Below are 17,506 nucleotides of genomic sequence, written 5' to 3'. Positions count from 1 at the left end.
ATGACTGCCACCCACGACCGGCCGAGGACGACGATTCCGGCGTCGTCGAACACCCCGGCCATCCGGCGCCGTCCCCGCCGGCGGGTCAAGCGGGGCCTCGTCCTCGGCGTCGTCGGGCTCGCCTATCTGCTGTGGATCCTGCTCCCGATGTGGTACGTCGCGATCAGCAGCGTAACGACCGCCGAGCAGATCGGCGTCCGCCCGATGCCGATCATCCCGACCGACATCACCCTCGACAACTACGTCGGCCTGCTCACCGGCAACACCGGACGCGAGCAGTTCGGCACGATCGACATCGGTACACGCCTCATCGACGCCATCGCGCAGAGCTTCCTCGTCAGCTCGATCCTCGTCGTCCTCAATCTGCTCATCGCGGGGCTGTGCGCCTACGGCATGTCGCGGTATCCCTTCCGAGGATCGCGCCCGCTCCACCTCGGCGTCATCGCAGCGCGCGTCGTGCCGCCGATCGCGATCGTCGGTCCGTTCTTCGTCGTCTTCCGGTACGCCGACCTGCTCGACACCCCGTGGGCGCTCGTCATCAGTTACAACGTGTTCACGTTGCCGATCGCGATCATGGTCCTGAAGGACTACTTCGACAAGCTGCCCGTGGAGATCGAAGAGGCGGCTCGCCTCGACGGTGCCTCGCGTCTGCAGATCATCTGGGTCGTCGTAGCACCGCTCGCCCGACCGGGCCTGGTCGCCGCCGGCGTCCTGATCTTCCTCGAAGCGTGGAGCGAGTTCTTCTACTCACTCGTGCTGACGAACCAGTTGACCGTGCCTCCGCTGCTCGCAGGCTTCCAGAGCGCTCAGCAGTTCAACTGGAACTCCCTCGCCGCGGCGACGATCCTCGCCCTCATCCCGCCGGTCGTCATCGTCCTGATCTTCCAGCGCCAGGTCGTCGGCGCTCTCGCTGCCGGCTACGACAAGTGATCGAGAGAGGTGCAATGCCCCGTCTGCGCGTCGGCGTCCTCAGCGCAGGTGCCTGGTCGCAGAGCAGTCATCTGCCTGCTGTCCGGGCCCGGGACGACGCCGAGCTCGTCGTCGTCACCTCGCAGTCCGCGGAAACCGCCCGCCGCCTCGCCGAGCAGTTCGGTGCGTCGAACCACCTGACCCGCTGGCAGGACGCGCTCGAGCTCGGCCTCGACTGCGTCGTCGTGAGCAGCCCACCCGTCGCCCACGTCGAGCAGGTCTGCGCAGCGCTGCGCTCCGGTGCTCACGTCCTCGTCGAGAAGCCCTTCGCCATGTCGACCGCCGACGCGGACACGATGGTCCGCGCGGCGGAGGAGAGTGGCTGCCACCTGCTCGTCGGGTTCGGCTGGGCCGCCACCCCGGTCTTCGCCGCCGCCCGCCGCGCGGTCGCCGAGGGTCGGGTCGGACGCATCGAGCACGCGAGCATGACCCTCGCGGTCAGCACCCGGGCGCTCCTCGGCGGAAGCACCGACGGTGGCTGGGGCGGGGTCGCCTCATGCCCGGCCACCTACACCGACCCGGCGGTGTCCGCGGGCGGGTCGGCCGCGGTCTCGATGAGCCACCAGCTGGGGCTGCTCCTCTGGATCCTCGGAGACGACGTGGAGATCGGACCGATGTCCGCGACGTCCTACCCCGCCGGTGCCCGGATCGACCTGCACAACGGAGTCCTGCTGCCCCTGAGCGGCGGCGGTGCGGCGGTCCTCAGCTGCGCCAGCACCCGGCCCTACAGCACCCGACCGCAGTGGGTCCTCAGTCTCTACGGTGACCGAGGCGATCTCCACCTCGACTCCATGGCCGACCAGGTACGTCTCGTCGACGACGCCGGCCGGGTCTGCTTGCTCGCCGACGCGGCCGGCGCCGGCGCATACGACCCGTTCGCCCCGACGCACGCCCTGCTCGACGCCGCGCTCGGCGCGCCGGTGCATCCGGGCATGTCCGGTCACCTCGCCCGCCGCGTCGTCGCACTGACCGACGAGTACTACGCGAGGACGGTGCCGGAGGTGTCCCTATGAGCCACGAGCACGCCTTCCACATGGTCCTGCGCCCTGGTGCGGGGCCGGAGTACGTCCGGCTCCACTCACCGGTGCCGAAGGCGATCTCAGATCAGCTCGCCGCGGCGTCGATCACCGACTACGCGATCTTCCTCGACGGTGATCACGTCTTCGCGCACTTCCGCTACGAGGATCCTGAAGCTCTGCGCAGCGCCCTGTCCTACGACGCGGACCCGGAGTGGACGGCCCAGGTCATCGCCCTCACCCTCGACCGTCCGCTCGACGACGACCTGCCCCTCATCCGGGGGCTGCCGAAGGTCTTCTGCTTCCCGGATCGACCCGACCCATCGGAGAGCGCATGACCACGTACGACGTCGAGGCCTTCCGCATCGCCACCCTGCCCGTCCCGGGGTGGGAGGCGTTCTTCGGCATCAACGACACCGAGTTCCACGACCTCGCCTTCTACATCTGGCACGTGACCGACGGGATCCGCCACGCGCTGGTCGACACGGGCCTGCCCATGGATCCGCAGGACCTCGAAGACCTCGACGCGGCTTGCCGGGGAGTCGACGAACGTTCGACGTTCACCGACGTCGTCGGGATCGACCGCGCGCTGGAGGCCTTCGCGCTCCGCCCCGAGGACATCGACGCGGTTCTGCTCACCCAGACCCTGACCTACCACAGCGGCGGCCTCCTCGAGGAGTTCCTGCCACGGGCCGAGGTCTACATGGCGCTGCCCGGAGTGCTCGAGTTCCTCCTCGACCCGCCTGGGCATCCCGCCCCCCACCTCTACTTCAGCGCACCGACGTGGATGTTCTTGCGCAAGCTCGGGATCGAGCGGCGACTCCACCTCGTCGAGAGCGAGGTCGAGGTGTGGCCGGGGCTGATCTTCGATGCCACCGGCGGGCACCACCCGGGCTCGGGCGGCGTTCGGGTGCGGACCGCTGAAGGGATGCTCGGCATCCTCGAGGCGGCCTTCCTCGAACGGAACATCACCGAGATCCGGCCGATCGGCATCGCCGAGGACACGGCCCGCGTCCGAGCGACGATCAAGCGCTATCTCGCGACGACGGACCTCACCGTCGCCGGCCACGAACCGGGCAACGCGACCCGCTTCCCTGTGAGGGAACGGCCCGCGCGATGAATCGCATACTCCTGCGCCAGGGCAGCATCGTCGACGGAACGGGAACGCCACCACGCCCGGGCTCGCTGCTGGTCGAGGGGGACGTCCTGCTCGATGTGCTGCCGCCGGACGCCGAGGTGGACGCCGAGGTCGTCGACGTCGCCGGGCTCACGCTCACACCCGGCTTCGTCGACATGCATTCCCACTCGGATCTGCACCTGCTGAGTTCCGACCTCAACGAGGCGAAGCTCCTGCAGGGCGTGACGACGGAGGTCATCGGGCAAGACGGGCTCAGCTACGCCCCGGTCTCTGCCGAGAGCCTCGCACACCTCGCGGACCAGCTCGCCGGTTGGAACGGACGACGGCCGGATCTGGACTGGCAGTGGCGATCGGTCGCGGACTTCCTCGATCGCCTCGACGGATCGTCCGTCAACGTCGCGTTCCTCGTCCCGCACTCCACACTGCGGCTGCTCGTCGTGGGGAGCGCCGCGCGACCGGCCACCCCTGAGGAGATCGAGCAGATGTGCACGCTGCTCGACGAGGCCCTGTCCCAGGGCGCGGTCGGCCTGTCCGCCGGGTTGACGTACGCGCCCGGCTGCTACGCCGAGACGAGCGAGCTCATCGCGCTGTGTTCGGTAGTGGCGCGCCACGGCGGCTACTACTGCCCGCACCACCGCAACTACGGAGCGGACGTCATCGGTGGATACGGTGAGTGCCTCGACATCGCACAGGAGTCGGGGGTCGCGCTCCACCTCGCCCACACCCACCTCAGTTTCCCGGCGAACCGCAACCGGCTGCCCGAGCTGCTCGACCTCCTGGACTCGGCGCCGCGCCGCGGGATCGACCTCTCCTTCGACGCCTATCCCTACCTCGCGGGCATGTCGACCCTGGCCTCCCAGCTGCCGTCCTGGGCCCGGGAGGGCTCGCTGCGCATCCAGCGGGCCCGGCTGCGGAACGCCGACGACCGCCGCCGCATCGTCCGCGCCCTCGCCGAGGAGGGTTCGGACGGGCATCAGGGCCTGCCGCTCGACTGGGACACGATCGTCGTCGCGGACGTCGGAACGGCCGCACCGTGGAGATGGGCGGTCGGGCGCTCGCTGACCGAGGTCGCCGAACGCCTGCAGAGCGATCCGGCCGAAGCGACGCTGGACCTGATCGCCGACTCCGATCTCGCGGCGACGTGCATCATGCACTTCGGGATCGAGGAGCACGTGCGTGCCCTCATGCAGCACCCCGCGCACACCGTCGGGAGCGACGGCATCCTCGAAGGTGCCCGCCCACACCCCCGCGGATGGGGGAGCTTCGCGCGGATCCTCGGCCCTTACGTGCGCGAGCTCGGAGTCCTTGAGCTGCCCGAGGCGGTGCGCCACATGACGAGCAGCGCGACCGACCGGCTCGGTCAGCGCGGCAGAGGCCGGTTGCTGCCTGGCCGGCGAGCCGACATCGTCGCCATCGATCCCGCCGTGATCTCCGATCGCGCCACGTACGACCGGCCCCGCACGCCGGCCGTCGGCGTCCGGCACGTGCTCGTCAACGGCCGGTTCGCCGTTCGGGACGGCCATGTCACCGGGATCCGGGCCGGCCGCGTCCTCACCCCCTGATCACGTCCCTCGACCCGACCACAGCGAGATTGGACATACATGCGAGCTCTCGTCTACACCCGCCCGCTCACCCTCGAGGTTCTCGAGGTCGACGACCCCAAGCCTGCGGACGATGAAGTCGTCGTCGATGTCCGGGCGGTCGGCATCTGCGGCTCGGAACTCGAGGGGGTCGCTACCCAGAGCCCGTTCCGGGTGCCCCCACTCATCATGGGGCACGAGTTCGTGGGTGTCCGGGAGGACACCGGCGAGACGGTCGTCGTCAACCCGATGATCTCCTGCGCCGGGTGCGACCTCTGCGACGCGGGCTATCCGAACATCTGCCGACAGCGCCAGATCATCGGTATCCATCGGTCCGGAGGGTTCGCCGAACGCGTCGCCGTTCCCGCTACCAGCTGCTACGCCGTGAGCGACCTGAGCTCGCCCGTTGAGCACCTTGCCGCGAGCGAGCCCGTTGCCAACGCCGTCCACGCGATGCGCCTGGTCGAGGAGCACATCATGTGGCCGCAGCGCGTCGCGATCATCGGTGCCGGAGCGGTCGGCTTCACCCTCGCGCTCGTCGGTCAGTTGCGGGGTCTTCCCCGCGTCGACCTCTGCGACCGGGTCGACTCCCGGCTCGCCTGGGCAGAGGTCGCCGGCGCGCGTGCGGTGAGGGACCTCGACCACGACTACGACGTGATCTTCGATACGGTGGGCTCGAGCACGACCCGGGGGCTGTCCCTCGAGCGGCTCCGACCGGGCGGCACCGCGGTCTGGGTAGGCCTCCACGGGTCAGGGGCCGACGTCGACGGTCAAGCGATGATCCGGCAGGAGCATCGGGTAATCACGACGTTCTGTTACGACCGACGGGACTTCCAGGTCGCGGTCGATCTCATGCCTCGGCTCCCCACGGGTTGGGTCGACACGCGGCCGCTCACCGATGGTGTGGAGATCTTCACTTCCCTCATGAACGCCCCCGGGGAGGCCATCAAGTACGTCCTACTTCCCTGAGCAGCCAGAAACTGTTCGAACAGCCGGGCCACGCCCACGACGATGGACCGAGTTGGACCTGGTCCCGAGCCGTGCGCGTCGGCCGGCCGGCCGGGCAGTTGCTCGGCAATCTGGTCCGGCAGCGTTCTAATCTGTACCGAGGCCGAGCACCGCGGTGGGCTGGACGCCGCGGTGCTCGACCTGGCCAAGGGGGACCGTCGTTGCGTTCGATCGCGATCTCGCCCACGTCGGTGCGGTGCAGATGAGCACCCGGCCCAGCCGACCGACGCCGGTGCGGCCGACGGTGAACCGGGCACACCGATTGAGCCTGAGCGCCTCGCCGCGTAGGCGCCCGGACAGAGCTTCGCGCGCAGCGCTCCGGCGGGGACGGAACGACGAGGGGACAGATGAACGCTCCACGACCGGCGACGGTGAAGTCGGCAGATCGAACCATCGATCTTCTGGAGCTGTTGGCCGAAGAAGGTGCCCTGTCGTTCGCCGAGATCACCCGGCGCCTGCGGGCCCCCCGCAGCAGCACGCACAGCCTGCTCGCAACCCTCGTCCAACGCAACTGGGTCCGGTTCGACGCCACGAGCAAGAACTACGAGCTCGGAGTCCGCGCCGGGCTTGCCGGTCGGGCCTACCTCCAGAGCCTCGACCTACCGAGGATCGCGCACCCTCACCTCGAGGCGATCGTGCAGCGGGTGAACGAGACGGTCCAGCTCGGAGTGCTCGACGAGCTCACGGTCGTCTACGTCGACAAGGTCGAAGGATCACAGCCGCTCCGACTCGTCTCCCAGATCGGGGCGAGGCTGCCCGCCTACGCCACCGGGCTCGGAAAGGTCCTGCTCGCAGGCCTGCCTGAGGATGAACTCAAGTCACGCCTGCGCAACTACCGGCTTCGACGATTCACTCCTCGAACGATCGGGACCAAACGCGAGCTCCTCGCGGTGCTCGACGAGGTACGAAACCGCGGCTGGGCCGAAGACCATGGAGAGTACACCGAGGGAGTGATGTGTGTTGCTGTGCCTTTGCGCGACCACACCCGCGAGGTCGTCGGCGCTATGAGTTGCACCGTACCGCAGTCTCGGATCGACAGTGGCGAAACCGTGAAAGAAACACTTCTCGAGGTCCTCCAGGGGGAAGCCAACGCCATTTCGACCGAGCTGGGTTTCGTGGGTGAACGGCCGTGGTGATCACACCCGACCCGTACGACACCCCGTCGCTGCTCGTCGATGCCGCGGTCCTCGAGCGCAACTTGAGCCGTATGGCCGCGCACGCCCACAGCAACGGCAAGCGCCTCGTCCCGCATGCCAAGACCCACCGCAACGTCGCTCTCGGACTTCGCCAGATCGCAGCCGGAGCAGATGGCCTGACCGTCGCCAAGCTCGGCGAGGCTGAAGAGTTCGCGCGTGCTGGGGTCAACCGCTTAGTGGTGGCCTACCCCCTCGTCGGAGAGCACAAAGCTCGTCGCGCCGTCGAGCTGTCCCGCCGCGTTGAATTGATCGTGGCGGCCGACAGCGTCGAAGGTGCCCGATCGCTCGCAGAGGTCGCGACCGCGCAGGGCACCGAGCTCGCCGTTCGCCTCATGATCGACTCCGGTCTCGGCCGCGAGGGCTTACGACCTGAGGAGGCCGTCCGTGTCGCCCGGGAGATCGCCGGGTTCGACGGATTGCACCTCCAGGGCATCCAGACTCATGAGGGCAACGTGTACACCGCGACCGACGAAGCTGACCTCCGCGCACGATGCAGAGAGGTGGCACGTCTGATGACCAGTGTGGCGGAGGAACTCCGGGCTGCCGGGATACCGGTCCACGACGTGTCGGTCGGGGCGAGCGCATCAGCGCGCATCATGGCAGAACAGAGCGGTATCACCGAGCTCCGACCAGGGATCTACGCTTTCAACGACCTCGGCCAGGTGGCCCTCGGAAACGCGGCTCTGGCCGACTGCGCGGCTCGAGTCGCCACGACCGTGGTGAGCAGCCCACGTCCGGGCTATGGATGCATCGATGCAGGCTCGAAAGCACTTGGCGCTGACCTCGTCCCGGCGGTGGCGCATCGGGACGCCTTCCCGGGTTACGGGCTCATCCCAGAGCTGCCGGGCTGGATCGTCGCACGCCTGTCCGAGGAACACGGCTGGCTGCGCTGGACCGGCGCGGAACCGGCACCACAGCTCAAGATCGGCGAACGGGTCCACGTGATCCCCAACCATGTGTGCATGGTCTTCGCCGCACTGGGCGAATGTCATCTCGTCGAAGCCGATACGACCACTTGGTTGCCGTGCATGTCGGCCGGCACCTCACGGTAGAACGGGGAATCTCACTGTGTCCGATCGAGTCGTGGTTACCGGTGCTGGCTCCGGCATCGGTGCACACCTGGTGAACCGATTAGCGGAAACCGGCCGCGCTGTCATCGGCCTCGATATCGCGGTCCCGGCGAAGGCCCCGATCCCGATCCTCTCCTGCGACATCACCGACGAGGAGCAAACGCGGACTGCGATCAGGACCGCGGTGGACCACCTGAGAGGAATCGACGTCCTCGTGAACTGCGCGGGCGTCGGCGCGCAGGGCACGGTCGAGACCTCGACGGCCCAGGACTGGGAGCGGGTCTTCGCCGTCAACGTGTTCGGTCTCGCCCGCGTGAGCCGCCTGGCCCTGCCTCACCTCAGGGCTTCGAAAGCCGGGACCATCGTCAACATCGCCTCGGTCGCTGCCGCGACCGGCCTTCGTGAACGGGCGGTCTACAGCGGATCCAAGGGCGCCGTCGTCGCGTTGACCCGCGCGATGGCCGCCGATCTGCTCCAGGACGGTGTGAGTGTCGTGAGCATCAGTCCTGGGACGGTCGACACGCCGTGGGTGGACAACCTGCTCGACGACTCCGCGGATCCGGCGGCTGAACTCGCCGCACTGCGCCGCCGGCAGCCGATCGGCCGGCTCATCTCGTCCAGTGAGGTCGTCGAGGCGGTGCTCTACGCGATCGGCCCCAACCGGTGGGCGCTGACCGGCACTTGTCTTCCGGTGGACGGAGGCATGACGACCATGAGTGGGCTCAACCATGCATGAACCCTCCCGGCGAGAGGTCGCCTGCCCGCGCCGCCATGCGGTGTGAGCTTGCCGCTCATGGGCGCTCCCTGTCGTCCGTCCAGCGCCCTCGGCGTTCCTGACCGGATCTTCGGCGACTGATCCGCACCGCATCGTGCGACGATCACCCGATCGTGTCGCCTACGCTCGGTCATCGCTGGTGTCAGCCTTCCTCCGCCACGATCGTCGCGCCGTCGATCTCGCTCTGCGCGGGCAGCGGCTGGTACGGCGGCGGGTCGTCCTGGTCGAAGTAGCGGCTCGGGATGTCGCAGGACGCGTTCGGCTCGGGGTGCGTGTTGGGGTTGACCCGCAGCGCGGTGATGAACTGGTCGATGCGCGGGTCAGTGACCGAGTCGACGGCCAGCTGGTGGCCCCACGACTGCAGCGACACCGGCGAGGCCATCTCCGGGTACGGCGACATGACCATGTACGGCTTGCCCTCCACCAGCGTGGCGAGCGCAGCCACGTCGGCCGCCGAGAGGCGCGCCGGGTCGTAGGCGATCCACACCGCGCCGTGCTCCAGCGAGTGCACCAGGTGCTCGACCCGCACGGGCGTCTCGTAGACGACGCCGTTGCAGGCGGCCCACACCTGGTCGTGGCGGCCGCCGATCGGCGGGTTGTGCGTGTAGGCGACGCGGACGTTGCTGGGGACGTGCTGCGCCCCGGCGAACTTCTTGATCGTGATGCCGGGGATCTTCCGCGACGGGTCGGGGTTGGTCGCCGAGGGCACGTACTCCGAGGTGTCGACGCTCTGCCGGATCGGCGCGGCGGCCGACGTGCCGCCGATCGAGGAGCATCCGCCGAGCAGCAGGGCGGCGGCGAGCAGCACGGCGGCGGGCCGGACGGATCTGCGCACGGGGTCTCTCCTTCGCACCGCGGGGAACCCGACGCTACGACACGCCCGTAGCGGGGTCGTCACCGGGAGTGGTGATCATGGGTTCTCGTCCCCGGCTCCGGGCCCGTCGCTGCGACCGGCTCTTCGACGGGGTCGGGCCGTCTTCACACGGGGCGGGTCGGCTGGTCGGAGCTGTTCGTCGTGGCCCAGCGAGGAGGCCCGGTCATCCGGCGGACACCGAGCACGAGTGCGGCGATGCGCCGATCCCGCCCGTGGCCGATGTCCGGCCGTATCGTGCCGAACCGGGTCCACGAGAAAGGGCGAGACGATGAGAGACCAGCACCCGAGCAGCCCACCGGACGTGCTCTACGGCGCTTGGCTGCACACCCCGTCGATCCCGGCGGTGACCGCCCTCGCACACGCCGGCTTCGACTACCTCGTCGCCGACCTGCAGCACGGAACTGCCGCGGAGCACGATCTACCCGCCCTGTCCGCGGCAGCCCGGGCTGCTGGCAGCCGGCTGCTCGCCCGCGCCAGGTCGCCCCACGCCGCCGACCTGGGCCGCGCGCTCGACCTCGGTGCGTCAGGCGTCATCGTCCCGAGCCTGCACAGCCTCGAGGAGGCGCGAGCAGCCGCGGCCGCGTGCCGCTACCCCCCCGGCAGGCAACAGGTCGCTCGGTCGCGTCGCAGGCTCGGACCACCCCGAGGACCGGTGCATCCTGATGATCGAAACCGCAGGCGCTCTGGCCGCGGTCGCCGACATCGTCGCGGAGATCCGGCCCGACGGGATCTACGTCGGGCCAGCAGACCTCTCGGCCTCCCTGGGCTGCACCAACTCCCTCGACGACCGCGACTTCTCGGAGGCGATCAGCACGGTCCTCACCGCATGCGCTCCCCACGGGGTCCCCGTCGGCGTGCACGCGACCGACGTCGACACCGCGCTCCGGTTCCGTGAGCTCGGCTGCACGTTGGTCACCTGCTTCTCGGACATGCCGTCCCTCGAATCCGCCGCCGGCGCCGCGATCGGACGGCTGAAGGCGACCGACCGGAGATCGCCGTGACCCGGGCAGACCCCGTGGGAGGGGCCGAGGTGACGGGGGAGGTCCACCCGCCGAGCGCGCGGACCGCGGCTGCGCCGCGCCCGCGCGCAGGTCAGCGGAAGTGGTCCCAGCCCGTCGACTCCGCCTCGAACGGACGGCCCTCCACCAGCACACCGGGCCCGCCCTCGCGCACCACGCCGATCCGCTCCCACCCCTCGGGCAGGGCCACGTCGGGCGGGAAGGTCGCGGCCAGGGCGTGGTCCTCCCCACCGGTCATGAGCCACACGACCGGGTCGACGCCGAGCGCGGAACCCACCTCCGCCATCCGCGGCGGCACCGGCGGCACCTGCAGGTCGATCAACACCCCGGACGCCTCAGCGACGTGCCCGAGATCGGCCAGCAAGCCGTCGGAGACGTCGACCATCGATGTGGCGCCGGCCTTCGCCGCCTGCGGTCCCGCGGCGTAGGGCGGGGACGGCACCCGCTGGGCGTCGACGAACTCCCGCGGAGAGCGGAACCCCCGGGACAGCACCGCCAGCCCCGTCGCCGCCCGACCGACCGTGCCGCACAGCGCCACCACGTCACCGGGCCGCGCGCCGGCGCGGGTGACCGGCGGCCGCCCGCCGAGGTTGCCCATCGCGGTGATCGCCAGCACGATCACCGGGCCCGCCGTCACATCACCGCCGACGATCGCGGCCCCCGCCACCTCGGTCTCCTCCCGCAGCGCGCGACCGATCCCCAGCACCGTCTCGGCCGGGGTGGTGGGCGGGCAGACCAGCCCGACCAGCAGCGCCGTCGGTGTCGCCCCCATCGCCGCGACGTCGGCGAGGTTGACCGCTGCCGCCTTCCGGCCGATCTGCTCCGGCGTCGACCAGTCGAGCCGGAAGTGCACTCCTTCGACGAGGACGTCCGTGGTGACCGTCACGCGGGCATCGGGCGCGGCCACCACCGCGGCGTCGTCCCCGGGGCCCAAGAGCGTGGTCGGTGGCTGCACCAGATCGCCGGTCAGGGCGCTGATCAGGCCGAACTCCCCGAGGTCTGCCACCGTCTCGGGATCGTTCCCGGCCTGCCCGGCAGGACGGGGTTCCCTCGACGGTGCTGCGGGCACGGGCGCCACCTCCGGTACGTTCGGCAACCGACAGACGTACGAACACGATCTCATCACTCGAGAGGGGCACGCCGTGGTGCAGGCCTACATCCTGGTCCAGACCGAGGTCGGCAAGGCTGCCGCCGTCGCCAAGGAGATCGGCCAGATCGAGGGTGTGGTGTCCGCTGAGGACGTGACCGGGCCCTACGACGTGATCGTCCGCGCGGAGGCACCCGACGTCGACCTCCTCGGTCAGCTGGTGGTCGCCAAGGTGCAGAGCGTCAGCGGCATCACCCGCACGCTCACCTGCCCGGTGGTCAAGCTGGGATGACCCGCCGCTCCGGGGGGTGGTCGCCGCCGGTCGTCATCGCGATCGCGCTCCCGGTGCTGTTCGCCGTCGCCGTCGCCGTGCTGGGTGTGGTGACCCGCAGCAGCGCGCTCGACCCGGAGCCGGTCGTCGAGACCGGGCCGCTGACCGTCGTCCCGGTCGACGCCCCCGCGGCGGCCGATCCGGCCTGCACGACGCTGCTCGACGCGCTGCCCGCCACCCTCACCGGTGGCCTGGCCGAGCGCGAGATCTCCCCGCCGGTGGCCGGGGTGCGGGCGTGGGCCGCTGCGCCCCGCCCGGTCGTGCTGCGCTGCGGGCTGCCCCGGCCCGCCGAGCTGACACCGACGTCGGCGCTGCTGGTGGTCGACGGCGTGTCCTGGCTGACGCTGGACGACGGACTGCCGAACCCCGACCTGCAGACGCACATCGCGGTCGACCGGCCGGTCTTCGTCGCCGTGACGATGCCGGTGGCCGTCGGGGCGGGGCCGCTGCAGGAGATCTCGGAGGTGATCGCGCAGAACCTCCCTGCTCAGCCGGTACCCGTTCGGTAGACGCGCCTATCATCGTCAGTCATGGTGGCTATGTCCCGGGCGACCGAGGACTATCTCAAGACGATCTACCACCTCACCACCCGTGGTGAGGTGGTGACGACCGGCCAGCTGGCGAAGGAGCTGGGGGTCTCCTCCCCGTCCGTCTCCGCGATGGTGAAGCGCCTCGAGGACGGCCACCTCGTCGATCGCCCCGATCCGCGGTCCCTGCGCCTCACGCCCGCAGGGGAGCGCGCCGCCCTGCGCGTCGTGCGCCGTCACCGGCTGCTGGAGACCTTCCTGCACCGCGCGGCCGGTGTCCCGTGGGATGAGGTGCACGCCGAGGCTGAGCTGCTCGAGCACGCGCTGTCCGAGCGGCTGGAGGAGCGGATCGACGCCGCGCTCGGCTACCCCACCCACGACCCGCACGGCGACCCGATCCCGCCGCGCGCCGGGGAGCACGACGAGGACTGGGGCACGCCGCTCGCCGCGGTGCCGGTCGGGCACCGGTTCCGGGTGCAGCGCGTCTCGGACCGCGACAGCGCCGCGCTACGGCACCTGGGCAAGCTGGGCATCGTGCCCGGCGCGGAGATCGAGGTCACGGCGCAGGAGCCGTTCGGCGGCCCCACGTGGGTCGTCGTCGCCGGGACCCGGCACGCGCTCGGCGGGCCGCTGATCGCCCTCGTGCACGGGCACGTGCTCGGCCCGTGCACGACGGCGAACTGACGCCTCAGCGCAGGCCTGTGCCCCGCGCGAGCGCGGTCTCGATCAGCGTCGTGACCAGCGTGGCGAAGTCGATGCCGGTCACCGCCCACGCCCGCGGGTACATCGAGATCGGGGTGAAGCCCGGCATCGTGTTGACCTCGTTGACGAGCATCCGCCCGTCACGGGTGTAGAAGAAGTCGACGCGGGCGAGGCCCTGCGCGTCGACGGCGTGGAACGCGGCAACGGCGAGCTCGCGCAGGCGGTCGGCCTCGGCGTCGTCGAGCTTCGCCGGGACGTCGAACTCGCAGACGTCGTCGAGGTACTTGGTCTCGAAGTCGTAGAACTCCGGGACCACGCCGTCCTTGCCGACCACCCGGATCTCGGCGGGCACACTGGCGCGCACCGCGCCGTCGGGGAACTCCAGCACCGCGCACTCGATCTCGCGGCCGTCGATCGCGGCTTCGACCAGCACCTTCGGGTCGTAGGTGCGGGCGGTCTCCAGCGCGGCGGCGAGATCGGCCCAGTCGTGCACCTTCGACACGCCGATCGATGATCCGCCGCGGGCGGGTTTGACGAACACCGGCAGGCCGAGCCGCTCGCGCTGGGCGTCGTCGAGGGTGCCGGAGCGCAGCGCCACGTAGTCGCCGATCGGGAGCCCGGCGGCAGCCAGGACCTTCTTGGTGAACTCCTTGTCCATGGAGACTGCGCTGGCCAGCACGCCCGCCCCGACGTAGGGCACTCCGACCATCTCCAGCAGCCCCTGGATGGTGCCGTCCTCGCCGTACGGGCCGTGCAGCACCGGGAACACGACGTCGACCTCGGCCAGCACCTCGCTGACCTGCCCCGGCTCCAGCGTGACCAGCGCGGGACGCACCGGTGTGAGGGTGACCGCGCGGCCGGCCTCGTCGACCGACGGCAGCGACCGGTCGGCGATCCTCAGCGCCTCCGGGTCGTCCGGGACGAGGACCCAGGCGCCGCTCGGGGTGATGCCGACGGGCACCACGTCGAAGCGCTCGCGGTCGATGTGCGAGAGCACGGCACCGCCCGACACGCAGGACACGGCGTGCTCGCTGCTGCGTCCGCCGAAGACCACCGCCACCCGAGTCCGCCGTCCGCTCATGTCCAGCGAGCGTAGGTGGCACGGCCGAGTGCCGCCGACCCGGGCTCGCCGCCCGCGTCGCGCGCAGAATGCGTTCATGACCGTCGACCTCGCCGCCGTGCGCGACCTCGTCGCGCAGGACCACGGCCTCGCCACCGTCACCGTCGTCCGCGCCGACGGCACCCCGCACAGCTCGGTGGTCAACGCCGGGGTGCTCGACCACCCGCTGACCGGCGAGCCGGTCGTCGGCTACGTCACGTACGGGAGGGTGAAGCTCGCGAACCTGCGCGCCCGGCCGGCGACGGCGGTCGTGTGGCGGGTCGGGTGGCGCTGGGCCGGCGTCGAGGGCACCGCGCAGGTGATCGGACCGGACGACCCGGTCGAGGGGATCGACGACGAGCGGCTGCGGCTGCTGCTGCGCGAGGTGTTCACCGCGTGCGGCGGAACGCACGACGACTGGGACACCTACGACCGGGTGATGCGCGAGGAGCGGCGGGTGGTGGTGCTGATCCCGCCGATCCGCGTCTACGGCAACGCCTGAGTCTCGGCCTGCAGAGCCCGCACCCGCGCGGCGTGGTCCACCTGCAGCTGCCGGCCGCGCTCCAGGAACCCGGTGATCAGCCGCAGCTCGTCCTCGGTGTAGTCCTCGAGGATCGCCAGGCCGGCGGCGTGCAGCGGCGCGTAGACCTGCTCGATCAGCTGCGCGCCGCGGCCGCTGGTGGCGATGACGGCGCGGCGGCGGTCGGCGGGATCGGTGTCGCGGGTGAGGTAGCCGCGGGCGATGAGCCGCTGGACGGCCTCCGTCGTGGCGGCCGGGCTGAGCCCGACCTGCGTGGCGAGCGCACCCGCGGACAGCGTGCCGGCGGCGTGGGCGGCCGAGAGGATGCGCAGGTCGGTCCGGTTGAGGCCGAGCACCCGGGCGGCGACCTCGTCGAACATGTCACGGCCCGTGCCGAACGCGGCCGCCGCCCGCGCGGCCCGTTCGATCCACTCTTGTTTCGGCATCCGAAGCAATCTAGCATCGGGTCAATCATTTCGGCGACCGAAGGAATCTCATGAAAGTGACGGGACATCTCCCGGCGTGGCTCCCCACCGCCAACCGCGTCGTGCGCGGCCTGGCTCGGCTGGGCGTCCCGCTCGGCACCGTGCACGTGCTGACCGTGCCCGGCAGGCGGACGGGCGAGCCGCGGCCCACGCCCGTCTCCCCGCTGACGGTCGACGGCCGGCGCTACGTCGTGGCCGCGCTGCCGCACGCGGACTGGGCGCGCAACGCGCGCGCCGCCGGGCACGGCAGCATCACCGCCCGGCGCACCACCACCCCGGTCCGCATCACCGAAGTCGACGATCCCGAGCTCAAGCGGTCCGTGCTGCGCGCGTTCCCCACCGAGGTACCGCACGGGGTCGCGTTCTTCCAGCGCCTCGGGCTGGTCGAGCGAGCCGATCCCGGCCAGTTCGCGGCGATCGCCGACCAGGTGGCGGTCTTCGAGCTCAGTACGAGGTGAAGCTCGGTACGAGCGCAGCTCAGTACTGGTTGACCCGCACGTCGTGGGCGAGCACCTCGTCGATCTTCTCCGCCGGAGTCGGGCCGGGGTGCTGGCCCTTGACGATCTGCCCGGCCGTGGGGATCGCGCTGCGCTCGGGCCAGGTGGCGGGGTCCCACAGCCCGGAGCGCGCGAACGCCTTGCTGCAGTGCAGGAACAGCTCCTGCACGGTGATCTCGATCGCCAGCTGCGGGGCGATCCCGGCGACCGCCATCCGCGGCAGGTAGTCGGCGTCGGCGACGATCCGGGCGGTGCCGTTGATCCGCAGCGTGTCCCCGATCCCCGGTACGAGGAACAGCAGCCCGACGTGCGGGTTGGCCAGGATGTTGCGCATGCTGTCGAGCCGCCGGTTGCCCTTGCGGTCGGCCAGGGCGATGGTGCGCTGGTCGAGCACCAGCACGCTGCCGGGCGGGTCGCCGCGCGGGGAGACGTCGCAGGTGCCGTCGGCCGCGGCGGTCGCGAGCAGGACGAACGGGCTCGCCTCGAGGAAGCGGCGGGTCACCTCGTCGATCCGGTCGACCGCCTTGTCGCGGATCACCGGGTGCGGGGGCTCGACGAACTCCCGCAGCTCGTCCTCGGTCGCGATCACCCGGGTCATGCTCGGAGGCTAGCCCCCGAGCGGGTGCTCGGTCAGGAGCGGGTGAGCAGTGAGCGGGCGAAGAAGGCCAGGTTGGCCGGACGCTCAGCGAGCCGGCGCATGAAGTAGTCGTACCACTCGGTGCCGTAGGGCAGGTAGACGCGCACGGTGAGGCCCTCTCCGGCGAGCGCGCGCTGCGCGTCGGGCCGCACCCCGAGGAGCATCTGCAGCTCGTAGTCGGCGGGCCCGCGGCCGTGGCGCTCGGCGAGCCGGCGGGCGATGGCGACGAGCCGCGGATCGTGGGTGGCGACCATCGGCCTGCCCTGCCCGGCCATGAGGATCTTGAGGCACCGCACGTACGCGAGATCGACCTCGTGCTTGGTCCGGTAGGCGACCGAGGCCGGTTCGGCGTAGGCGCCCTTGCAGAGCCGCACGCGCGAGCCCGGCCCGGCGAGCGCGCGGCAGTCACCTTCCGTGCGGCGCAGCTGGGCCTGCAGCACCGCCCCGACCCACGGGTGATCGGCGCGCAGCTCCTCGACGATGCCCAGGGTCGAGTCGGTGGTGGTGTGGTCCTCCATGTCGACGGTGACCGTGGCGCCGGCAGCGGCGGCGGCCGCGCAGATGCGCCGCGCGTTGTCGAGCGCGATCTTGTCGGCGTCGGGATCGGGCAGCGCCTGGCCGAGCGCCGAGAGCTTGACCGACACCTCGGCCCGGTCGGCGAGCCCGATGTCGGCGAGCCGCTGCAGGAGGGTCACGTACGCGTCGACGACGGCGCCGGCCTGGGCGCGGTCGCGGGTGTCCTCGCCGAGGTGGTCGATGGTGACGAACCGGTCGGCGGTGAGCTCAGTGGCGGTCGCGAGCGCCGCATCGAGGGTCTCGCCGGCCACGAAGCGGTCGACGAGCGGCCGGAGCAGCGAGGTGTTCTCGGCGAGGTCGCGACACACGGCGGAGCGTGCGGCAGCGAGCATCGCGGTCCTGAGCATGCCCGAACGGTAGGGCGCCGGACACACCCGCGGACTGTCCGATCGAACAACGC

Annotated in this window: 21 protein-coding genes and 1 pseudogene; 16 read left to right on the top strand and 6 right to left on the bottom strand. The window is 70.9% G+C overall.

Translation table 11 applies throughout. The features are described from left to right. The 9 genes from BUE41_RS19095 (at position 1) to BUE41_RS19055 (ending at position 8,713) form a co-directional block, all read left to right on the top strand. Positions 1 to 930, top strand: a complete 930-nt coding sequence (locus tag BUE41_RS19095) for a carbohydrate ABC transporter permease (protein WP_073458513.1) — start codon at positions 1 to 3, stop codon at positions 928 to 930. 14 nt (positions 931 to 944) lie between these two features. Next, positions 945 to 1,982 carry a Gfo/Idh/MocA family protein gene (locus BUE41_RS19090; protein ID WP_073458512.1) on the top strand — a complete coding sequence of 346 codons (1,038 nt, stop codon included), beginning with the start codon at positions 945 to 947 and terminating at the stop codon, positions 1,980 to 1,982. Further along, entirely contained in the window at positions 1,979 to 2,323 is a 345-nt protein-coding gene (locus tag BUE41_RS19085) for an L-rhamnose mutarotase (protein WP_073458511.1), read from the top strand. Before BUE41_RS19090 ends, BUE41_RS19085 begins: the two co-directional genes overlap by 4 nt. Continuing rightward, positions 2,320 to 3,105, top strand: a complete 786-nt coding sequence (locus BUE41_RS19080) for an MBL fold metallo-hydrolase (protein WP_073458510.1) — start codon at positions 2,320 to 2,322, stop codon at positions 3,103 to 3,105. Before BUE41_RS19085 ends, BUE41_RS19080 begins: the two co-directional genes overlap by 4 nt. Further along, positions 3,102 to 4,685 carry an N-acyl-D-amino-acid deacylase family protein gene (locus BUE41_RS19075; RefSeq protein WP_073458509.1) on the top strand — a complete coding sequence of 528 codons (1,584 nt, stop codon included), beginning with the start codon at positions 3,102 to 3,104 and terminating at the stop codon, positions 4,683 to 4,685. The genes BUE41_RS19080 and BUE41_RS19075 overlap by 4 nt, the downstream gene beginning before the upstream one ends. 39 nt (positions 4,686 to 4,724) lie before the next feature. Next, entirely contained in the window at positions 4,725 to 5,672 is a 948-nt protein-coding gene (locus BUE41_RS19070) for a zinc-dependent alcohol dehydrogenase (protein WP_073458508.1), read from the top strand. A gap of 386 nt (positions 5,673 to 6,058) precedes the next feature. Continuing rightward, entirely contained in the window at positions 6,059 to 6,847 is a 789-nt protein-coding gene (locus tag BUE41_RS19065) for an IclR family transcriptional regulator (RefSeq protein WP_073458507.1), read from the top strand. Beyond that, complete coding sequence (locus BUE41_RS19060) at positions 6,841 to 7,959, top strand: alanine racemase (RefSeq protein WP_073458506.1); 1,119 nt, start codon at positions 6,841 to 6,843, stop codon at positions 7,957 to 7,959. The genes BUE41_RS19065 and BUE41_RS19060 overlap by 7 nt, the downstream gene beginning before the upstream one ends. 31 nt (positions 7,960 to 7,990) lie before the next feature. Further along, positions 7,991 to 8,713, top strand: coding sequence for an SDR family NAD(P)-dependent oxidoreductase (locus BUE41_RS19055; protein ID WP_234997418.1), 723 nt, complete (start codon positions 7,991 to 7,993; stop codon positions 8,711 to 8,713). Positions 8,714 to 8,894: 181 nt separating this feature from the next. Here BUE41_RS19055 and BUE41_RS19050 read toward each other — a convergent pair whose 3' ends face one another. Beyond that, positions 8,895 to 9,587, bottom strand: coding sequence for a DUF3105 domain-containing protein (locus BUE41_RS19050; RefSeq protein ID WP_200804014.1), 693 nt, complete (start codon positions 9,585 to 9,587; stop codon positions 8,895 to 8,897). A gap of 307 nt (positions 9,588 to 9,894) precedes the next feature. Here BUE41_RS19050 and BUE41_RS32965 point away from each other — a divergent pair. After that, positions 9,895 to 10,215: pseudogene (locus tag BUE41_RS32965) on the top strand (aldolase/citrate lyase family protein); the annotation flags it as partial. A gap of 73 nt (positions 10,216 to 10,288) precedes the next feature. Further along, positions 10,289 to 10,627: an aldolase/citrate lyase family protein gene (locus tag BUE41_RS32455; RefSeq protein ID WP_073458504.1), complete on the top strand. Its 339-nt coding sequence runs from the start codon at positions 10,289 to 10,291 to the stop codon at positions 10,625 to 10,627. Positions 10,628 to 10,718: 91 nt separating this feature from the next. Here BUE41_RS32455 and BUE41_RS19035 read toward each other — a convergent pair whose 3' ends face one another. Continuing rightward, on the bottom strand, positions 10,719 to 11,714 hold the full coding sequence (locus BUE41_RS19035; RefSeq protein ID WP_073458631.1) for a thiamine-phosphate kinase: 996 nt from the start codon (positions 11,712 to 11,714) through the stop codon (positions 10,719 to 10,721). Positions 11,715 to 11,787: 73 nt separating this feature from the next. On the opposite strand from BUE41_RS19035, the gene BUE41_RS19030 reads away from it, so the two are divergent. The 3 genes from BUE41_RS19030 to BUE41_RS19020 are packed head-to-tail and all read left to right on the top strand — an operon-like array spanning position 11,788 to position 13,274. Next, the gene (locus BUE41_RS19030; protein WP_073458503.1) at positions 11,788 to 12,024 is read left to right on the top strand and encodes an Lrp/AsnC family transcriptional regulator; all 237 of its coding nucleotides are present in this window, start codon (positions 11,788 to 11,790) and stop codon (positions 12,022 to 12,024) included. After that, positions 12,021 to 12,572: a DUF3515 domain-containing protein gene (locus BUE41_RS19025; RefSeq protein WP_073458502.1), complete on the top strand. Its 552-nt coding sequence runs from the start codon at positions 12,021 to 12,023 to the stop codon at positions 12,570 to 12,572. The genes BUE41_RS19030 and BUE41_RS19025 overlap by 4 nt, the downstream gene beginning before the upstream one ends. 21 nt (positions 12,573 to 12,593) lie before the next feature. Further along, positions 12,594 to 13,274, top strand: a complete 681-nt coding sequence (locus BUE41_RS19020; RefSeq protein ID WP_073458501.1) for a metal-dependent transcriptional regulator — start codon at positions 12,594 to 12,596, stop codon at positions 13,272 to 13,274. A 4-nt stretch (positions 13,275 to 13,278) separates the two neighbouring features. On the opposite strand, the gene BUE41_RS19015 is transcribed toward BUE41_RS19020, so the two are convergent. Continuing rightward, the gene (locus tag BUE41_RS19015) at positions 13,279 to 14,373 is read right to left on the bottom strand and encodes a D-alanine--D-alanine ligase family protein (RefSeq protein WP_073458500.1); all 1,095 of its coding nucleotides are present in this window, start codon (positions 14,371 to 14,373) and stop codon (positions 13,279 to 13,281) included. Between the two features lie 76 nt (positions 14,374 to 14,449). Here BUE41_RS19015 and BUE41_RS19010 point away from each other — a divergent pair, with 76 nt between their 5' ends. After that, complete coding sequence (locus BUE41_RS19010; protein ID WP_073458499.1) at positions 14,450 to 14,893, top strand: TIGR03618 family F420-dependent PPOX class oxidoreductase; 444 nt, start codon at positions 14,450 to 14,452, stop codon at positions 14,891 to 14,893. On the opposite strand, the gene BUE41_RS19005 is transcribed toward BUE41_RS19010, so the two are convergent. Then, positions 14,878 to 15,357, bottom strand: coding sequence for a MarR family winged helix-turn-helix transcriptional regulator (locus BUE41_RS19005; RefSeq protein WP_073458498.1), 480 nt, complete (start codon positions 15,355 to 15,357; stop codon positions 14,878 to 14,880). The genes BUE41_RS19010 and BUE41_RS19005 overlap by 16 nt on opposite strands. A 56-nt stretch (positions 15,358 to 15,413) precedes the next feature. Here BUE41_RS19005 and BUE41_RS19000 point away from each other — a divergent pair, with 56 nt between their 5' ends. Next, entirely contained in the window at positions 15,414 to 15,854 is a 441-nt protein-coding gene (locus BUE41_RS19000; RefSeq protein WP_200804013.1) for a nitroreductase/quinone reductase family protein, read from the top strand. Between the two features lie 19 nt (positions 15,855 to 15,873). On the opposite strand, the gene BUE41_RS18995 is transcribed toward BUE41_RS19000, so the two are convergent. Together BUE41_RS18995 and BUE41_RS18990 are read right to left on the bottom strand one after the other, a co-directional pair. Further along, a complete protein-coding gene (locus BUE41_RS18995; RefSeq protein ID WP_073458496.1) occupies positions 15,874 to 16,491 on the bottom strand; it encodes a pyridoxamine 5'-phosphate oxidase family protein in 618 nt (205 codons plus the stop codon). A gap of 32 nt (positions 16,492 to 16,523) precedes the next feature. Next, entirely contained in the window at positions 16,524 to 17,453 is a 930-nt protein-coding gene (locus tag BUE41_RS18990) for a proline dehydrogenase family protein (RefSeq protein ID WP_073458495.1), read from the bottom strand. Positions 17,454 to 17,506: the final 53 nt, after the last annotated feature.

The organism is Pseudonocardia thermophila, assembly GCF_900142365.1.
Lineage (GTDB): Bacteria > Actinomycetota > Actinomycetes > Mycobacteriales > Pseudonocardiaceae > Pseudonocardia > Pseudonocardia thermophila.
Note: the sequence above shows the minus strand (reverse complement) of the source record. Positions and strands in the feature narration are given on the sequence as shown.

What these genes read in the sequence shown, in the direction of transcription:
- BUE41_RS19015 (WP_073458500.1), bottom strand. Translation starts at nt 14,373, where the DNA reads ATGAGCGGACGGCGGACTCGGGTGGCGGTGGTCTTCGGCGGACGCAGC.
- BUE41_RS18995 (WP_073458496.1), bottom strand. Translation starts at nt 16,491, where the DNA reads ATGACCCGGGTGATCGCGACCGAGGACGAGCTGCGGGAGTTCGTCGAG.
- BUE41_RS32455 (WP_073458504.1), top strand. Translation starts at nt 10,289, where the DNA reads ATGATCGAAACCGCAGGCGCTCTGGCCGCGGTCGCCGACATCGTCGCG.
- BUE41_RS19025 (WP_073458502.1), top strand. Translation starts at nt 12,021, where the DNA reads ATGACCCGCCGCTCCGGGGGGTGGTCGCCGCCGGTCGTCATCGCGATC.
- BUE41_RS19065 (WP_073458507.1), top strand. Translation starts at nt 6,059, where the DNA reads ATGAACGCTCCACGACCGGCGACGGTGAAGTCGGCAGATCGAACCATC.
- BUE41_RS19095 (WP_073458513.1), top strand. Translation starts at nt 1, where the DNA reads ATGACTGCCACCCACGACCGGCCGAGGACGACGATTCCGGCGTCGTCG.
- BUE41_RS18990 (WP_073458495.1), bottom strand. Translation starts at nt 17,453, where the DNA reads ATGCTCAGGACCGCGATGCTCGCTGCCGCACGCTCCGCCGTGTGTCGC.
- BUE41_RS19020 (WP_073458501.1), top strand. Translation starts at nt 12,594, where the DNA reads ATGGTGGCTATGTCCCGGGCGACCGAGGACTATCTCAAGACGATCTAC.
- BUE41_RS19010 (WP_073458499.1), top strand. Translation starts at nt 14,450, where the DNA reads ATGACCGTCGACCTCGCCGCCGTGCGCGACCTCGTCGCGCAGGACCAC.
- BUE41_RS19080 (WP_073458510.1), top strand. Translation starts at nt 2,320, where the DNA reads ATGACCACGTACGACGTCGAGGCCTTCCGCATCGCCACCCTGCCCGTC.
- BUE41_RS19070 (WP_073458508.1), top strand. Translation starts at nt 4,725, where the DNA reads ATGCGAGCTCTCGTCTACACCCGCCCGCTCACCCTCGAGGTTCTCGAG.
- BUE41_RS19005 (WP_073458498.1), bottom strand. Translation starts at nt 15,357, where the DNA reads ATGCCGAAACAAGAGTGGATCGAACGGGCCGCGCGGGCGGCGGCCGCG.
- BUE41_RS19090 (WP_073458512.1), top strand. Translation starts at nt 945, where the DNA reads ATGCCCCGTCTGCGCGTCGGCGTCCTCAGCGCAGGTGCCTGGTCGCAG.
- BUE41_RS19085 (WP_073458511.1), top strand. Translation starts at nt 1,979, where the DNA reads ATGAGCCACGAGCACGCCTTCCACATGGTCCTGCGCCCTGGTGCGGGG.
- BUE41_RS19075 (WP_073458509.1), top strand. Translation starts at nt 3,102, where the DNA reads ATGAATCGCATACTCCTGCGCCAGGGCAGCATCGTCGACGGAACGGGA.